Annotated in this window: 15 protein-coding genes; 5 read left to right on the top strand and 10 right to left on the bottom strand. The window is 34.3% G+C overall.

The genetic code is table 11. The features are described 5' to 3' along the window. Nucleotides 1-104: 104 nt before the first annotated feature. The 5 genes from HNP25_RS20655 to HNP25_RS20675 form a co-directional block, all read right to left on the bottom strand. The gene (locus tag HNP25_RS20655) at nt 105-1133 is read right to left on the bottom strand and encodes a YheT family hydrolase (RefSeq protein ID WP_184137500.1); all 1029 of its coding nucleotides are present in this window, start codon (nt 1131-1133) and stop codon (nt 105-107) included. A gap of 12 nt (nt 1134-1145) precedes the next feature. Beyond that, complete coding sequence (locus tag HNP25_RS20660; RefSeq protein WP_184137502.1) at nt 1146-2315, bottom strand: glutathionylspermidine synthase family protein; 1170 nt, start codon at nt 2313-2315, stop codon at nt 1146-1148. A 121-nt stretch (nt 2316-2436) separates the two neighbouring features. Beyond that, complete coding sequence (locus HNP25_RS20665; RefSeq protein ID WP_229202925.1) at nt 2437-3174, bottom strand: Cj0371 family chemotaxis-regulating polar lipoprotein; 738 nt, start codon at nt 3172-3174, stop codon at nt 2437-2439. Between the two features lie 163 nt (nt 3175-3337). Next, nucleotides 3338-4744, bottom strand: a complete 1407-nt coding sequence (locus tag HNP25_RS20670; RefSeq protein ID WP_184137504.1) for a M56 family metallopeptidase — start codon at nt 4742-4744, stop codon at nt 3338-3340. Nucleotides 4745-4777: 33 nt separating this feature from the next. Further along, entirely contained in the window at nt 4778-5140 is a 363-nt protein-coding gene (locus HNP25_RS20675) for a BlaI/MecI/CopY family transcriptional regulator (RefSeq protein WP_184137506.1), read from the bottom strand. A 137-nt stretch (nt 5141-5277) separates the two neighbouring features. Between HNP25_RS20675 and HNP25_RS20680 the strand changes: the two genes are divergently transcribed. From HNP25_RS20680 to HNP25_RS20690, 3 genes are all read left to right on the top strand, one after another. Next, on the top strand, nt 5278-6831 hold the full coding sequence (locus tag HNP25_RS20680) for an NFACT RNA binding domain-containing protein (protein ID WP_184137508.1): 1554 nt from the start codon (nt 5278-5280) through the stop codon (nt 6829-6831). 340 nt (nt 6832-7171) lie between these two features. Further along, nucleotides 7172-8845 (top strand): sodium/sugar symporter, encoded by a 1674-nt coding sequence (locus HNP25_RS20685; protein ID WP_184137510.1) that lies wholly within the window; start codon nt 7172-7174, stop codon nt 8843-8845. 89 nt (nt 8846-8934) lie between these two features. Continuing rightward, entirely contained in the window at nt 8935-9648 is a 714-nt protein-coding gene (locus tag HNP25_RS20690; RefSeq protein ID WP_184137512.1) for a thiamine diphosphokinase, read from the top strand. Here the strand turns inward: HNP25_RS20690 and HNP25_RS20695 are convergent. From HNP25_RS20695 to rsfS, 4 genes are all read right to left on the bottom strand, one after another. Beyond that, nucleotides 9645-10220, bottom strand: a complete 576-nt coding sequence (locus HNP25_RS20695) for a GH32 C-terminal domain-containing protein (RefSeq protein ID WP_184137514.1) — start codon at nt 10218-10220, stop codon at nt 9645-9647. The genes HNP25_RS20690 and HNP25_RS20695 overlap by 4 nt on opposite strands. Continuing rightward, nucleotides 10217-11008 carry a UDP-2,3-diacylglucosamine diphosphatase gene (locus HNP25_RS20700; protein ID WP_184137516.1) on the bottom strand — a complete coding sequence of 264 codons (792 nt, stop codon included), beginning with the start codon at nt 11006-11008 and terminating at the stop codon, nt 10217-10219. The genes HNP25_RS20695 and HNP25_RS20700 overlap by 4 nt, the downstream gene beginning before the upstream one ends. Before the next feature lie 134 nt (nt 11009-11142). Further along, nucleotides 11143-13197 (bottom strand): ATP-dependent zinc metalloprotease FtsH, encoded by a 2055-nt coding sequence (ftsH, locus tag HNP25_RS20705; RefSeq protein WP_184137518.1) that lies wholly within the window; start codon nt 13195-13197, stop codon nt 11143-11145. A 180-nt stretch (nt 13198-13377) separates the two neighbouring features. Next, nucleotides 13378-13764, bottom strand: coding sequence for a ribosome silencing factor (gene rsfS, locus HNP25_RS20710; RefSeq protein WP_184137520.1), 387 nt, complete (start codon nt 13762-13764; stop codon nt 13378-13380). Between the two features lie 114 nt (nt 13765-13878). On the opposite strand from rsfS, the gene HNP25_RS20715 reads away from it, so the two are divergent. After that, nucleotides 13879-14646 (top strand): biotin--[acetyl-CoA-carboxylase] ligase, encoded by a 768-nt coding sequence (locus HNP25_RS20715; protein WP_184137522.1) that lies wholly within the window; start codon nt 13879-13881, stop codon nt 14644-14646. Between the two features lie 346 nt (nt 14647-14992). Here HNP25_RS20715 and HNP25_RS20720 read toward each other — a convergent pair whose 3' ends face one another. Further along, nucleotides 14993-16135: a DEAD/DEAH box helicase gene (locus HNP25_RS20720; RefSeq protein ID WP_184137524.1), complete on the bottom strand. Its 1143-nt coding sequence runs from the start codon at nt 16133-16135 to the stop codon at nt 14993-14995. A 117-nt stretch (nt 16136-16252) separates the two neighbouring features. On the opposite strand from HNP25_RS20720, the gene HNP25_RS20725 reads away from it, so the two are divergent. Further along, nucleotides 16253-17527, top strand: a complete 1275-nt coding sequence (locus HNP25_RS20725) for a replication-associated recombination protein A (RefSeq protein WP_184137525.1) — start codon at nt 16253-16255, stop codon at nt 17525-17527. Nucleotides 17528-17561 lie beyond the last annotated feature (34 nt).

Below are 17561 nucleotides of genomic sequence, written 5' to 3' on the forward strand. Positions count from 1 at the left end.
ACACTGGATGAAGTTGCAAAGCAACCTCTCCTTCAAGAATAGCAAATATAAAAATAATTATAATCAAATAATAGGATTTTAAGACAGTACCTCAAGGCTAATAGCTAAACCACAATTTTCCCTTCCACAAACTCAATCATTCGTTTATCCCCATAATATAAACCTTCAGGATTTGAAGCGTAAAAACCACAGTGTCCACCATAATTTGGATACTCTGAAAAAATATAATCTGAGTCTTTAGCTACATCTAACATGGCACAACTTTCAGATAAAACTGGGTCATTTTTTGCATTTAAAATAAAAGTGGGGATTCTGATTTTAGGAACGTGAGGTGCTGCGGCACATTGCTCATAATACTCTTCGGCATCTTTCATTCCATGCAATGGAGCGATGTAATTATTTGTAAAATCGTCTAAAAATTTATATTTTTCAAATTCCTTAAACATTTGATTATCAATCAACTCCCAACGATTTTTTAAAAATTTTAACAATTTACCTTTAAACCTTTCCGCATAAAATCCTGATTTCCCCATCGCATCTACGCTACCTTGTAAATCTGTTGGAGAAGAAATTCCTACAATTTTTTTGATTTCTTTGGGAATTTCACTCCCCTTTTCTCCAGCATATTTCAGCGTAATATTTGCTCCTTTGCTATAACCAACCAATACAATTTCTTCGTAAATACCTTTTGATAAAGTGTGATTAATCACAGCCTCCAAATCGTCACTTCCTCCATGAATCGTAATGCGTTCTAAACGATTATTTTCACCACTTAATCCTCTGTGATTCCAAGCCAAAGCATCCCAACCGATAGCATTAAAAGCTTTTACGCCACCAAGTAAATAGGGACGAGTGCTATTTCCCAGAAAACCATGTGAAAGTATTGCCAAAGATTTACTTGGCTGAACATTCTCAGGTAATACAATAGCCTTTTTCTTTTTGGTTTTTACATTCGGAATACTACTTTTCGCCATCGACCAATCCAAATCTAAAAAGTCTCCATCCCAAAGCTCTATTCTTTCTCGCTTGTATTGGATGCCCGTCACTTTTCTAAGCGTACTTGGATAAATGGTTGAAAAATGAGCATCTTTCCAGATGTGTGACGGTTTATAACAAGTTTGAATAATGGGCATTTTAATATTTTTTTATTCGACAATATGTCCACAAAATTGTGCCGTATTATCAATGATTTTTCCTCCTTTTCTAAAACCTAAAGCACAAGCCTCACCGGCAAAGAATACGCCCGCTTGGTAAAAATTGCCAGCGTTGTCACTTACAAATTCAGTAAATTCTTGATAAATAGAAGCCTGTTCAAAATACTCTCCTTCTTTAGCTTCTATTGTATTTCCTGCCTCTGAAAGTATTTTTACATTTGCTCCTTCTCTTCCGAAAAGTACTTTTTGCACACAAGTTTTATGCACTAAAGGTTTATTGTCTGTTGCTAATAATAAAGGATGATTTGGGAATAATTGCCACAAAACCTTCAAGATTCCTTTCGACTGAAATAATAAAGTATAAGCTGGATTCAGGATAATTACTTTTTTATCATAAATCAGTTTTGTGAGTATTTCTGCTAATGCTGGTTCATCCCAACCAATGTACTCCCAAGGTACGAGTTTAAACCAGAAATCGTATCTTGTGAAACGACCATCCTCCTCACTTTGCTTGAAAATCCCTTCTACTGGCGAAAATTCTACATTTTCAATATGCTCGAACGCTACTTCAAAACCTGCTTCCAAAGCTGCTTCGCCTAATACTTGCATATTGGTGTCGTCTTCTGGAAAACCTTCCATTGTTGAAATCAACAAAGTAGGCGAAAGTACAGGATTTTGACGTTTTACTTCTTTCAATTGTTCAACCAAAGCTTCATACAAAGTATTGAATTGCGAACTTTCGTCTAAACCATTTGCCTTTAAAGAAGCCCATTGAGCAACGGCAGTTTCTGGAATACAAGTAGCCGTATCTGCATTGAATTCTATCAATTTTATGGGTTTTCCATCTAAACCTCCGCTTAAATCAAAGCGTCCGTAGAGATGCCAATGGTTATCGTTTTCCCAAGAGTACTTTACTAATTTGATAAGATTTTCGGGAATGCCTATTTCTGCAAAAAGCTCGTTTTCAACTACATATTGTGCAGCCTCAATATACATTTCGTATAATTGATTCACGGCTTCAAAGTAATTTTCAGCTTCTTTTTCAGAAATAATGATCATTTCGTCGGTAATGTATGGCAAAGTATTTTCGCCAAGCATCCAATCCCAACCTGCATTTTGTAGCGTTTGTTTAGGTGATATATTTAATTTTTTGAGATTCATTGTAAATAGCTATGAGCTTTCAGCTATCGGCTGTCAACTTCTAAATATGGTAAAATAAATTTTCACTGAAAACAAAATATAAATACTGATGGCTGACAGCTCAAAGCCGAAAGCTAATAAACTATCCATGAAATCCACCATGACTTGAACTACGAAAGAAACCACTTCTTCCTGAAATCGGGCGAGAAGTAATTGTTCTTGAACTTCCAATGTTTTCATGAATTGTGCTAGATTTTTGAAAAGCACTTGTTGTTGCATAATAACGACTCATTCCTCCTCCATAATATCCAACACGGCTTCTTCTTCTCGAACTGTCTTGCTTTGTACTGTTATATGAGGAATTTGATGAATTAAAATTATTCGACATATCAGGACGATAATTTGAATAAGTCGGACTTAAAGTTTTTGCTAATAAATAGCCCATTCCACCGTAAAGCAAGGCATTAGACAAATTACTACTTTGACCAATCTGGGCTTGATTGGTGGCAATTTCATTGTCAATCAAGGCTTTTACAGCTCTTGGCGAAAGTGTATCTTTTTTTCCATCCAAATAAGTTACAATGGCTACTGAGCTATCTGCGGGTACTTGTACCTCATCTGTAATTTTAAATTGCCCTTTTGAGGTTTCAGAAATATATGTTTTTACTCCTTTGGTATAAACTTCCACTTCTTCATAGTCACTCTCATCATCCTGATTAGAGCTTCCACAACTTTGAAGCATAACCGTATTTCCTAAAACAGCCAAAGCCAAAGAGCTACCTACTGTAATATCTTTGACTTTTCGAATAAATGAGCTTTTGCGAAAAGGTGTCATTTTTTGATAACGATTATAAAAATCGTGAAATTTTGGTTTATCCATCAAAGATATTCTGGATTTTCGCAATAAGAAAATACTTAGGAAGAATGGTATTTTATTTTGTGGAACGGTAAAAGATTAGAAAAGTAGCTGATACTTTCCTTTGGATGTAGTCCAATACTTTCATAAAAAAAGCTCGATAGATAAAACTATCAAGCTTCTGTATTTATTTTTTACCTTTCACTGGTATTGGAGGCGCTGGTGGTGGTGATGGTGGCATTGGTGGTGGCGGCGGCGGCGGTGGACCAAGTGGTGCTACAAAATGTTCACCTGTGGTTTTATCGGCAAAAAGAGTAATCAACGCATCCAAGTTTTTCGGATTTTTATTAATCATTTTACTGAGATTAAAACTAAAATGCGTTGGCAAGTCTGATACTTTCACTTTCTTTTTATCTCTTGCATTTTTTCTTTCTTCATTTTCTTCCAAGCTAATTTCGATTCTGCTCAACTTCTTGACTCCGTTGTATTCAACATTTTTTACTTTCACCAAAAAGCCAAAGCTTTTAAATTGTTCAGCAATGATTCCATTGACCAAATCAGGCGTAATTTTTCTGGGACTCATAGTCACCCAAATTTGGTCTTTTTTATCATTTATATTGATTGTAAAAAGCTGCTTGTTATCAGAAACTTTTACTTCTGGATAAGTTGTCAAAGCACTATTTCGTGGTCTTTCAACATTTTTATTCGGCTTTTCTTGTATTTTCTTGACGATAGTTTCAAAAGAAAACGCCATGGTGATTAGCCCCAAAATGGGCAAAACGGACAAATAAGCGAGCTTTTTCATAGGTACTGATTTTTGTTTAGTAAATAAAAAATGAATACGGTCGGAAAGTGGTTTTCGGCTAAAAGTATGAATCATCATTGGCTGACTTTGAAAACCTGCTAATTTTAACAATAGATGAGCATAAGTTCGTGGGTGAAATTGTTCAACCATTCGGCTATCTACCTCGTATTCATGTACTTCTGCCAACGAAAGTTGATACAAGTAAACAATAGGATTGAACCAAAAAACAATTTTCACCAACTCGACAAAAAGTAAATCAAAAGAGTGAAGCATACGCACATGCCAGCGTTCATGTGCCAAAATCTGTTCGATTTCTGGCTTTTCTAAATGCTTATCATCAATAAAAATCAGATTAAAAAACGAAGAATTAGCAAATTTTCCAGTGATTGAAATATAAGGTTTAGAAGGTATTTTTTTCAAACTAAATAGTTTAAACGTCAGTATCGCCAATCTAATCAACATCAATGCTGAACCCAAAAAGTAACAAAAATATAGGACTGTGAAACCATTTAAAATTTCAGCTTTTGGGTTTTCGATTACTTCGCCTCCCCTATTTCCAAAAGCTTCAAGCTGTTTTAATGAATAAAACTGAGCATAATCCACCAATTTTTGCGGAGTTGAAGCCAGTTCTTTTACTTCCCAAGTAAAATTGGGTATCAGCAAACTGAAAACTAAACTCAACAACAAGTAAATGCGGTTGAGCCGAACAAAAGTAAAATTTCTGTAAACAAAAAAATAAAGTGTGTATAAAAGCATCATAGAAATGCTTGATTCCAATAAATACTTCATAGTTGATAGGATTAAAAAAATTAATACATGAAATCAGTTTTTGCCATCAATAATATTTTTCAGTGCGTCTAATTCTGCCGAAGAAATTTTTTCTTCTTTTACTAAAAATGATAATAAACTACTTGCCGAATTATCGAAGTAATTGCTCAGTACTTTTTTGAAAGTTTTCTTGGCATAATCTTCCTTAGAAATTATCGGAAAGTATTCATAAGTTTTGCCATAAGCTTTGTAACCTACAAAACCTTTTTTCTCCAAAATCCTCACTACCGACGAAATCGTATTGTAGGGCGGTTTTGGTTCTTCATCCATTTTTTCGATAATATCTTTTACAAAAGCACTTTTCAACTGCCAAAGTGCCTGCATAATTTTCTCTTCTGTTTTTGTTAATTCTTCCATGAACCAAAGCTATAACTTATTTTTCAGTTTTACAACTAAGATTTAAGTTATTTAACGTATTTTTCAGTTAATATTTAAAAATACTTAATTCAGCTACCTTTGCACTCAAATAAAAAGCCTCGGCTTTCACAAATTGTATGCAAACTAATTATTACTTCCTTCGTCAATTATCACTAAAACTTTCAAACGAACTTACGGGCTTAGTCTTGGCAGAATGTTTTTCACAAGAAAAAGACGAAATTCTATTGGGTTTTTGTAGCGAAGGCAAACAATGGCGTGACCAAAAAGATTTTTATATCAAAGCAGTACTTCATCCAGATTTTGCTTGTTTGGTTTTTCCGAAAGATTTCAAAAGAGCAGGCAGAAATTCGGTCAATCTTTTCAAAGAAATTATAGATTTAAAAGTACTCAGCGTTCGTCAGTTTGAAAACGAGCGTGCATTTGCCCTATACTTTGAAAACGATTTTGTCTTACTTTTTAAAATGTACGGCAATCGCTCTAATATCATTCTTTTTCAAGGCAACGAAGTAATAGATTTATTTCAAAACAAATTGGTGATTGATAATAATGTTGTTTTAGATAAACTCGACAGACCAATCGACCAAAGTTTTGAAGCCTTCCAAGAAAAAGGTTGGAAAGGTCTTTTTCCTACTTTTGGGAAAGAAATCACAAAGTTTCTGACGAAAAACAACCAAGAGAACGTCAGTTGGGAACAAATTCAGGCAATTCTGCAAGAACTTGAAAAGCCCAGCTTTTACATAAAAACGCTTGATTTTCAACCAGTTTTATCATTAATTCAAGAAGAAGGAGAAATTCTACAAACTTTTACCGACGCACTTGAAGCCAGCAATGCCTTTTATTATGCTCACAACAAAATCAATGTGATTGATAAAGAAAAAGGACAAATCATTAAAATACTTCAAAAGAAAAAAACACGAACACAAACCTATATAGACAAGTGTTATCAGCAACTTTCGGGATTAGATACAGGTGTAAAACATGATGAAATTGCGAATATTATCATGGCGAATCTTCACGCCATTCCTGAAAGAACTGAAGTAATTGAATTATATGATTTTTATCGAGACCAACCGATAAAAATTCGTTTAAAGCCAGATTTGAGTCCACAGAAAAGCGCTGAGAATTATTATCGAAAATCTAAAAACGAAAAGATTGAAATCGAGAAATTGATGGAAAATGTGGAAGCCAAAGAAATGGATTTGGCTGAAATAGAACAACAAATTAAAGATATTGAAGGCTTTGAAACGTTAAAAGAATTCAGAAAGTACCTAAAAGCCCACCAATTAGAACCCACACAAAAAGTAGTAGAAACGGTACAGACGCTTTTTAAGTATTATCAGTTTGAAGGTTATGAGATTTTGGTTGGTCGCAATGCGAAGAATAATGATTTACTGACACAACGCTTCGCCAGAAAAGAAGATTTGTGGCTTCATGCACGTGATGTTGCGGGTTCGCACGTGGTAATTCGTAAGCAAGCAGGCAAAAATTTTCCTATAAATGTGATTGAAAAGGCAGCAGGTTTAGCAGCTTTTTATTCTAAAAGAAAAAATGATACGCTTTGTCCAGTAATCGTTACGCCCAAAAAATATGTAAGAAAAACCAGAGATTTGGGCGAAGGACAAGTAATTATTGATAAAGAAGAAGTGATAATGATTGAACCAAAACTTTAGGCTTAAGTGTTTTTTTATTTACAAAAAATATTAATTCTGAGAGAAATAAACTAATTTAATCATTTTCACCGCTTTTCAGCAAGTAATTTATTACGTCTTTTCCAAAAATCAATTTGATTATTCTTATATTAAATTGTAAAAAACCAAAACAAAACGTGTCAATTTGACATAATTAACCTATAGGCTAACTTATTGAATTACAATAAATTACATACATTATGGTAAATTTCAAATAGCTTTTGAAACATAATTTATTGTATTTAATCTATTAAATTTTGAATTAATGCAGTATCTTTCGGAATGAAAAATAATATATAACCAAAAAAATAAAATAAACCCAATGCAAAAAGGACTGCAATCCATTGACTATCTAGTATTCTTCTTCTATTTTATCGTTGTAGCGGGCTACGGCTACTGGATTTACCAACAGAAAAAATCAAAACAAGCATCATCTACAGATTTCTTCCTAGCCGAAGGTTCTCTTACTTGGTGGGCAATTGGAGCATCGATGATTGCTTCAAACATTTCAGCCGAGCAATTTATTGGTATGGCTGGTAATGGCTTTAAAATGGGCTTGGCTATTTCAGCTTACGAATGGATGGCAGCCGCAACATTAGTAATTGTCGCAGTATTTTTCATGCCTATTTACTTGAAAAATAAGATTTTTACGATGCCTCAATTTTTGAAACAACGTTATAATTCAACTGTTAGTACCATCATGGCTGTTTTCTGGTTGATTTTATATGTTGTTGTAAATCTTACTTCTATTTTATATTTAGGAGCTTTAGCTATTACAACAATCTCTGGAATCGATTTTACACTTTGTATGTGGGGATTAGCATTTTTTGCCGTAATTATCACATTAGGTGGAATGAAAGTAATCGGTTTTACAGACGTTATTCAAGTATTTTTCTTAATCTTAGGTGGACTTTGTACTACCTATTTAGCATTGACATTGGTATCAGAACAATTCGGGGAAGTTGGTGCTATTGAAGGAATGAAGCAAATGTTTACTCGTGCTGACGACCATTTCCACATGATTTTAAAGAAAGATAATCCTAATTATACTTCTCTTCCAGGTTTAGCCGTATTAATTGGTGGTATGTGGATTGTAAACCTAAACTACTGGGGTTGTAACCAATACATCACACAACGTGCATTAGGAGCTTCTCTTCCTGTAGCTCGTGAAGGTTTGCTTTTTGCAGGTTTCTTGAAGTTATTAATGCCACTTATCGTAGTAATTCCTGGTATTGCAGCTTATGTTTTATACCAAAATGGAATGTTCCAACAAGAAATGTTAGGAGCAGATGGTACTGTAAATCCAGATCATGCTTATCCAGTTTTATTGAATTTACTTCCAGTTGGTTTAAAAGGACTTTCTTTTGCTGCATTAACTGCTGCTATCGTAGCTTCTTTAGCGGGTAAAGCAAACTCAATCTCAACTATCTTTACGCTTGATATTTATCAAAAATTCTTTAAGAAAAATGCAACTGAACAAGAATTAGTAACAACTGGTAGAATTGTAATTGTTGTTTCGATGATTCTTGCCATCTTCATTTCTCCTTTCTTAGGAATTGATAAAAAAGGTGGTTTCGACTTTATTCAAGAAATGACTGGTTATGTTTCTCCGGGTATTTTTGCAGTATTCTTGTTAGGTTTCTTCTGGAAACGTGCTAACTCTGCTGGTGCAATGGTAGCAACAATCGGTTCTGTGGTTATCTCTTTAGTATTAAAAGAATTCCCAGATTGGACAGGTTTGTACGAAACACCAATCTATACATCTTTCTTAGATGCTGAAGGCAAACACATTATCCCTTTCCTTGACCGTATGGCGATTACTTTCGTAATATGCGTTATTACGATGTTGATTTTAGGTTTAATTGACCCATCAACGAAAGAAAATCCAAAAGCTTTGGCTGTAGATGCTTCAATGTTCAAAACAACAAAAAGCTTTACAATTGGCGCAATTGCTATCTTTATAATCTTGGTAGTTCTTTATACTACTTTCTGGTAGAATAATTGATTTTTTATTTAGCAAAAAAGGCATTAAGTAATCTTAGTGCCTTTTTTGTTACATTTGTGTTTCAAACAAATTCCTCTTTTATGTCATCTCATCACGTTATCAGAGAACAACAAGAACCTGCACTAATCATTGCCAACGGTGAAGCCTGTAGTTTTGAACTTATGGGCCAATTACTGGAATGGTCGCCATTAGTCATTGTACTTGATTCTGCCATTAATCGTGTGTTGGAATTAGGTATTAAAGTAGATGTACTATTGGGTGATTTTGATGTACTCAGAAATACTTCTGACCTTACTCTTTTGGATGAGCAAAGTATCAAAAGAGCGATAAATCTTGATAAAATCAGAGAAGAACAATATCCGATTGAAATCGTACATACGCCTGATCAAAACAAAACTGATTTAGAAAAAGCTTTCGATTATTTGATTGAAAAAGGTTTTCCAGCCGTAAATGTCATTTGGGCAACAGGGAGAAGAGCAGACCATACCATAACAAATGTTACCAACATTGTTAGATTCAGAGAACAATTGAAAATTGTTGTGATAGATGATTACTCCAAGATTTTCATTCTCCCGAATACTTATGAAAAATGGTATCCATCCAAAACACCGATTTCATTGATTCCAATTGGTGATGTAACTGGAATAAATACCGAAAATCTGAAATATGAATTATCAGATGATAGCCTTAAAATCGGCTACAGAACTGGAAGTAGCAATGAAGTAAAAGAGGATGGTTTAGTGAAAATTACTTATAAAACTGGCGATTTGCTGATGATGGAATGTAATGATTAATCATGTTTATTGAGAGGCGGTTGTTCCAAATCCCAGATTTTCAAAGACTCAACTTTTACTTTTCTGTGTTTAGTAAAAATTGAAAACATAACTGCTTCACTACTTGGTGCAATTGAATCAGCTAACATTACTTCATTATTATTGGCAAAAAAACGAACATAATCTTTACTTACAATTATTTGCATTTTTACCCTTTTATTTACCAGTTTCAAAGGCACTATTAAATCTTTTACCGACGGTTTGGATGATTTAATTCTATCAATATAAAGATGTTTTTGATGAACATTGTAGCCTAAAACAAGCTCTTCTAATACTTTATTAGGATTTTCTTTATCTTTCAATTGTGTTACTTTAAAGCCAAAATTTCTTGCTGATTTACAAAGCAACTCTGCTTCGATCAAATAATTGTTTTTTGAGAAAAGCTCTGAACCATTCAATTGTTTTTCCTTAGATACAACAAAATCTTTCTTTTCAAAATACCGATAGGTTTGCTTCGGAATCAGTGAGTCAAAAGCGATGTTTTGTCCTAAAACTGAGCAATTAATCAATAAGAGTATCGCTAATATTTTCATCCTTGAAACTGTTTTACCGTAAAATCTTCACCATCGAAAATGGCATAATGATTACTTTCTGCATTATCATAACACCATTGTCCTAAATTGATGTAGCGACTATTTTCTCCTGCCTCTAAATCTAATAAAAGATGACGATGCCCAAAAACATAAAAATCATGATGTTTCTGTTGCTCAATTTCTTTGGCATAAGCCCATAGCCATTCTCCTTCTCCTCTGAACCGTAACTCACGTTTCAAATGTTCTTCCCCCTTTTTTGATTCTGACCAAGCCATTGCTAATTTCATTCCAACTTGAGGATGAATCCAACCAAATGCCCATTGACAAAACTTACTTTCAAAAATCAACTTCAATTTTTTATAGCCATAATCTCCAGGGCCATAACCATCTCCGTGAACTAAATAAAAAGAAGTACTATGATTAGCTTGTTTTACAATATATTCTGTCGGTTCTCTTAATACTTGAATTCCCATTTCTTGCTGGAAATAATCAAAAATCCAAATATCATGATTTCCTCTAAAAATTACAATTTCGATACCTGCATCCGATAATTCTGCCAATTTACCTTGAAATCTGACAAAGCCTTTTGGAATTACATTCTCATATTCAAACCAAAAGTCAAATAAATCTCCCATCAAAAAAATCGTTTGAGCATCTTTTTGAATGTGATTCAACCAAGCGATAATCTTTTTCTCACGAATTAAGCTCGTATGATGGTCTGGGTATCCTAAATGAAAATCAGAAGCGAAGTATATTTTTTTGTCGGCTTGTAAATTAATCGTAGTCATTGAAACAAATTTAGAAAACAAATATACAATAAATCTAAATCGTTTTGGTTAAAGCAGATTCTTCTATTGTTGCAACAAATAAAAATCCTACCCAGCAACTGAGTAGGATTTTATCATTTTCTAATAATCTAAGTTTATTTTTCAGCCGAAGCTTCTTCTTTGTCTTTTTCCGTTTTAGCATCAGCCTCTTTAGCTTCTAACTCTGCGGCTTTTCTATCTTCGTTTCTTGTAAACTCTTGATAAGTAGTTAATTGTTCAAATGGTCTTGGACCAACCAAACGCTCTAAATCATTTTGAAAAAGTACTTCTTTTATTAATAATTCCTGAGCCAAAATCTCTAACTTATCTTGTTTATCAGTTAATAAAGCCTTTGTTCTTTCGTAAGCAGATTGGATAATTTTACGAGCTTCCTCATCAATCTCACGAGCTGTTTGTTCAGAATACGGTTTATTAAAATTATATTCAGAGCCTTTTGAGTCGTAGAAAGACACATTTCCAAGCTTATCGTTCATACCATAAATAGTTACCATACTGTAAGCCAATTTAGTGATACGTTCTAAGTCGTTTTGCGCTCCTGTCGAGATTTTACCGAAAATAATATCCTCTGCCACACGACCACCCAAAGTAACACACATCTCATCAATTAATTGTTCAGTTCTGTACAAGAATTGCTCTTTGGGCAAATATTGTGCATAACCTAAAGCTGCAACACCACGAGGAACGATTGTTACTTTGACTAATGGATTTGCGTGTTCTAAGAACCAACCTGCAATAGCATGACCAGCTTCGTGATAAGCAACAATTTTCTTTTCTTCTGGAGAAATCAATTTGTTCTTTTTCTCTAAACCGCCAATTACTCTATCCATTGCTTCTTGGAAATCCTTCATATCAACCGCAGTTTTGCTACGACGAGCCGCAATCAAAGCAGCTTCGTTACAAACATTGGCAATTTCAGCACCTGCAAAACCTGGCGTTTGAGCCGATAATTCTTTAGGATCAATATCAGCTGCTAATTTCAAAGGTTTTAAATGTACTTTGAAAATTGCTTCTCTTCCAATAATATCTGGTTTATCAATTGAAATCTGACGGTCGAAACGTCCCGGACGTAACAATGCTGAATCTAGTACATCTGGACGGTTTGTTGCCGCCATGATGATAATTCCAGAATCTGTTGCAAAACCATCCATTTCAACCAATAATGAATTCAAAGTATTTTCACGTTCGTCATTTGAACCCGGCATTGCACCACGACCACGAGAACGACCTACAGCATCAATCTCATCAATAAAGATGATACATGGTGCTTTTTCTTTTGCTTGTTTGAATAAATCTCTCACACGAGCCGCACCAACACCTACGAACATTTCCACAAAATCTGAACCTGAAAGAGAGAAGAAAGGTACTCCCGCTTCACCAGCAACTGCTTTCGCTAACAATGTTTTACCAGTACCTGGAGGGCCTACTAATAATGCACCTTTTGGAATTTTACCTCCTAAATCTGTGAATTTTTTAGGGAACTTCAAAAATTCTACAATTTCTTGAATTTCTTCTTTTGCTTCATCTAAACCAGCTACATCATTAAAAGTGATTTTCACTTTCGCTTCACCGTCAAACAAAGTAGCTCTTGAACGACCGATATTGAAAATCTGTCCGCCAGGTCCACCTGTTCCGCCCATTCTGAAGAACATGAAGTAAATCGCTACAAACATCAAAATGAAAAATCCCGGCCCTGCTAAGAATTCAAATATTCCATAATGCTCTTCAGTAGTAGCGTGTACTCTTTTTTCACGAGGAATATCTTTCTGTAATTCGTTGAGTTCTGTTTCAAAAGAATTAATTGAAGTAATTTCTTTTTCAAATTGAGGACCAGCAGTTTGATTGACAACTGCATTTGGTTGGTCGCTTAATTCGTTTTTGTACTTAGGTAAAGCCTCAGGTTTAAGTGTTATTTCAACAATATCTTTTCCTTTGATGATGGATAATTTCGCAATTTCTTGATTCAGCACCATTTGTTCGTACTGAGTTTGCTGAATTGGTTTAAGAACTTTTGTTTTACTCAAAAAGTAAATACTAATTAAAGCAACAACTAACCCTACAACCAACCATCCTTGAAAACCATTTCCTGAAGCATTAGGGCGACGCTTCGGAAAGCCCTGAGGTTTATTATTCTCACTATTATTTTCTGCCATTTTTTCTATAATTAACTTTTAAACAGTGTACAGTTCACGAAAATAAGTAAATTAACTTACCAAGATAAATTGTACACTTGGATTATCTGTAATGAAAACACTAGGTTGGATAACTTTGTTTCTAACTTATGTTATACATGAAAAGTGGTATGATAAATTTATGGAAGGAATATGATTACTTTAAACGGCATCATCGTCGATATAAGTAAATTCAGCATCACCCCAAAGCTCTTCGAGTTTGTAGAATTCTCTTCGATCTTTTTTGAATACGTGTACAACTACATCATAATAATCCACCAATATCCATTCTCGGTTGGCTTTGCCTTCCATACTTCTTGGATTTGTACGAGTTACTTCCCATACTTCTTTATCTACAGATTCAGATATCGCATCAATTTGAGTGTCAGAATTACCAGAACAAACGACAAAAAAATCAGTGAAAGCATTTTTCACTTTTCTTAAATCCATCACTACAATATTGGTTGCCTTTCTTTCCTGCATCCCTTTCACCACCAATTGGCTAAGTTCTTGTGAACTAATTTCTTTTTTTAATTTAACTTCTGTCATGCTTTGCTGTTTGTAAATTCACAAGTGTTTGTCACAATGTTTAGAGAGAAATCTCATAACTTCATCACTTAATAACACAAAAAATAATTTGAACTTTAAAATTACAAAATAACCTTGTACAAAATTCAACCCAATACATTATTTACTGGCAAAACAATTAAATACCTGCCAGTGTGTCATTCTACTAACGACATAGCGGCTGAAATAATTCAGTCAGATACAAACGTTTTTGAAGGAATGGTCATAATTACCGACAACCAAACGGCTGGTCGTGGACAAAGGGGAAACGTTTGGGAAGCCTCTGTTGGTGAAAATTTAACGTTTTCTTTAATCCTCAAACCTAATTTTTTAAAAGCTAGTGAACAATTTAAACTCAATGTTGCAGTGTCACTTGGCGTTTTAGATTGCCTCTCAGAATATATCGATGAAGACTTAAAAGTAAAATGGTCGAACGATATTTATTTCCAAAATCAAAAAATGGGAGGAATTTTAATTGAAAATACCTTACAAGGTTATCAAATTGGTTATTCAATAATTGGTATTGGGCTTAATATTAATCAAGCTAGTTTTCCAGTACCCAATGCTACATCGCTTAGGAACGTAACGAAGAATCCACTAAAATATGATTTAGCAATGATACTTTCTAATCTGTTGGAATGTGTCGAGAAAAATTATTTAACCATTAAAAATGGAAATTATGAGACGTTAAAAAACAGGTATTTATCTAATCTGTTTAGAATAGAAGAATTTCATCATTTCAGGAAAAACGGACAATTATTTGTAGGAAAAATAATTGGGATTGATGAAACTGGACAATTAGGAATTGAATCCGATGGATTAATCGAATACTTTGGTTTTAAAGAAGTGGAATTTGTGATTTAGAAAAGCATTTAATGCTTTTTTAAGACGTGATGAGCAAATGAATCGAAGCTTTTCAAAAAAATGTATCCTAAAAAAACTACCAGAGAGCTGATAAACAAAATGCGAAGCATTGATTTGAGATTCATGGCATATTAAGGGTTTTATGTGTGGTTAGTTTAAAAACATAAATCAAATATAATTAAAATCTTGAAATAACCATATACATTAATAAATTATTTTAATTTATAGTACTTCTGCTAAAGGTTCTTCAAAAAGCTGAAAATCAACCATCTTATGGAATAAGTAAAATAGTTATTAGTACAAATCTTACCCAATCTATAAGATGATTGATTCTATGAATTATTATTTAAAACTTCGCTATATCAATTTCATCCGTGCTTATAATTTCTACTTTCCTTTTCATCTTTTTTTGGATGATGTGAAAATGATGTTGGTCTTCTGGACAAATCAATGAAATGGCATCACCTGAATTTGTAGCTCGTCCTGTTCTTCCGATTCTATGAACATAATCTTTGGGCGAACGTGGTAATTCATAATTTATCACAACTGGTAAAAACTGAATATCAATGCCACGAGAAGCCAAATCCGTAGCTACCAAAACATTTATTTTTCCAGCTTTAAAATTACGTAAAGCTTCTGTTCTTGCTCCTTGTGTTTTTTTGCTATGAATGGCAGCGGCATTGATGCCATTTTTTTTCAATTTATCCACCAAATTATCGGCAGTTCTTACGGCAGATACAAAAATCAATACTTGTTGCATCACCTGCGTTTTGATTAAATATCGTAAAAAAGGGCCTTTTCTTTCTGGACTTACCGCATAAGCGATTTGATTAATCTGGTCAAGGTTTTGAACTTCTGGCTCAATTTCAATTTTTACTGGTTCGCTCAACAATGCCTCTTTGATTGTTTCTAAATCTGTATCCAAAGTTGCCGAAAACAAAATATTCTGACGCTTCTTTGGCAATAATTTAAAAATATTGTTGGCTTCTTCTTTAAAACCCAAATCCAACATTTTGTCGGCTTCGTCCAAAACCAAAGTTTCTATTCTGGCTAAATTGATAGATTGCGTCGAAACCAAATCCAACAAACGTCCGGGCGTAGCAACTAAAATTTCGGTATTCTTGAGCGTCACCATTTGCTGATTGAGCGGTACTCCACCAAAAACGGCAATCGTTTTTACAGGATTTTTTAAGTGAATCGCAAAAGATTCTATTACTTCTTTAATCTGAATCGCTAATTCACGGGTTGGTACTAAAATCAGCACTTTCAAGTGTAAATTTCTTGTTGGACTTTTACGCTGAAACATTTCTAAAATTGGCAACACAAAACTCGCTGTTTTTCCAGAACCCGTTTGAGCAATTCCTTGAATATCTTTTCCAGCCAAAATTGCAGGAATAGCTTGTTGCTGAATCGGGAAAGGTTCGGAATAATTTTGTGCGGTAATGCCTCTTAAAAGAGATTCTGATAAACCAAGTGATGCAAAAGTCATGTAATTATTTTTGAATGAAAATATCTTACAAAGATAAGATTTCTTTTCCACAAAGCTTTGCATTGCGTAAGCGTCCTGAAATGAATGTATATTTGCTTTTGAATAAACGATACAATTATGCAACCATTAGCCGAACGAATGCGTCCACAAACGCTTGATGACTACGTCGGGCAACAACATTTAGTAGGAGAAAAAGCCGTTTTACGTCGTGCCGTAGAATCTGGCAGAATTCCTTCTTTTATTTTGTGGGGACCTCCAGGCGTTGGAAAAACTACTTTGGCAAGTATTGTAGCTCAGACGTTGAAACGTCCATTTCATGTCCTTTCTGCGATAAGTGCTGGAGTAAAAGACATTCGTGAGACAATTGAAATGGCGAAAAAACAAAAGTTTTTTGATACGCCCTCTCCTATTTTATTCATTGATGAAATTCATCGTTTTTCAAAATCTCAGCAAGATTCACTTCTTGGGGCGGTTGAAAAAGGAATTATTACTTTGATTGGAGCTACAACTGAAAACCCTTCTTTTGAAGTAATTTCGGCTTTACTTTCTCGCTGTCAGGTTTATGTGTTGAAGCCTTTGGTAAAAGAAGAATTAATTTACTTAATCAATCAGGCTTTAGAGAAAGATATATTCTTAAAAAATCGTGGCATTGTAGTAAAAGAGTACGAAGCTATTTTACAGTTTTCGGGTGGTGACGGACGAAAATTATACAATATTTTGGAACTGGTCAGCAATTTTATTCCTGTTGGCGAAGGTTTGGAAATTACCAACGAAATGGTGGTAGAAAAACTTCAACAAAATATTGCTCTTTACGACAAAGACGGCGAACAGCATTACGATATTATTTCGGCTTTTATTAAATCCATTCGTGGTTCAGACCCCAACGCCGCCGTTTATTGGCTCGCCCGAATGTTGGAAGGCGGCGAAGATATTGAATTTATTGGAAGAAGATTGATGATTTTAGCTTCGGAAGATATTGGCTTGGCAAACCCAAATGCTCTATTAATGGCAAATACTTGTTTCCAAACGATTCGTGCCGTAGGAATGCCCGAAGCTCGTATTGTACTTTCGCAAACGGTGATTTATTTGGCTACTTCTGCCAAAAGTAATTCGGCTTATTTGGCAATTGACCAAGCTTTGGCGATGGTGCGTGAAACGGGAAATTTACCTGTTCCATTACATCTCAGAAACGCTCCGACCAAACTGATGAAACAATTAGATTATGGCAAAAACTACAAGTACGCCCACAATTACGAAGGCAATTTTGTAAAACAGCAATTTTTACCCGAAGAAGTAAAAAACACTAAGTTTTTTGAGCCGCAACAAAATCCTGCGGAAGAAAAAATCAAACAAAAACTTCGTCAAGATTGGGGCGAAGAGTATGACTATTAAGTATGAGTGTTGAATTATGAATTATGAGTTCAAT

It is taken from the genome of Arcicella rosea (genome assembly GCF_014204325.1).
Classification (GTDB): Bacteria; Bacteroidota; Bacteroidia; order Cytophagales; family Spirosomataceae; genus Arcicella; species Arcicella rosea_A.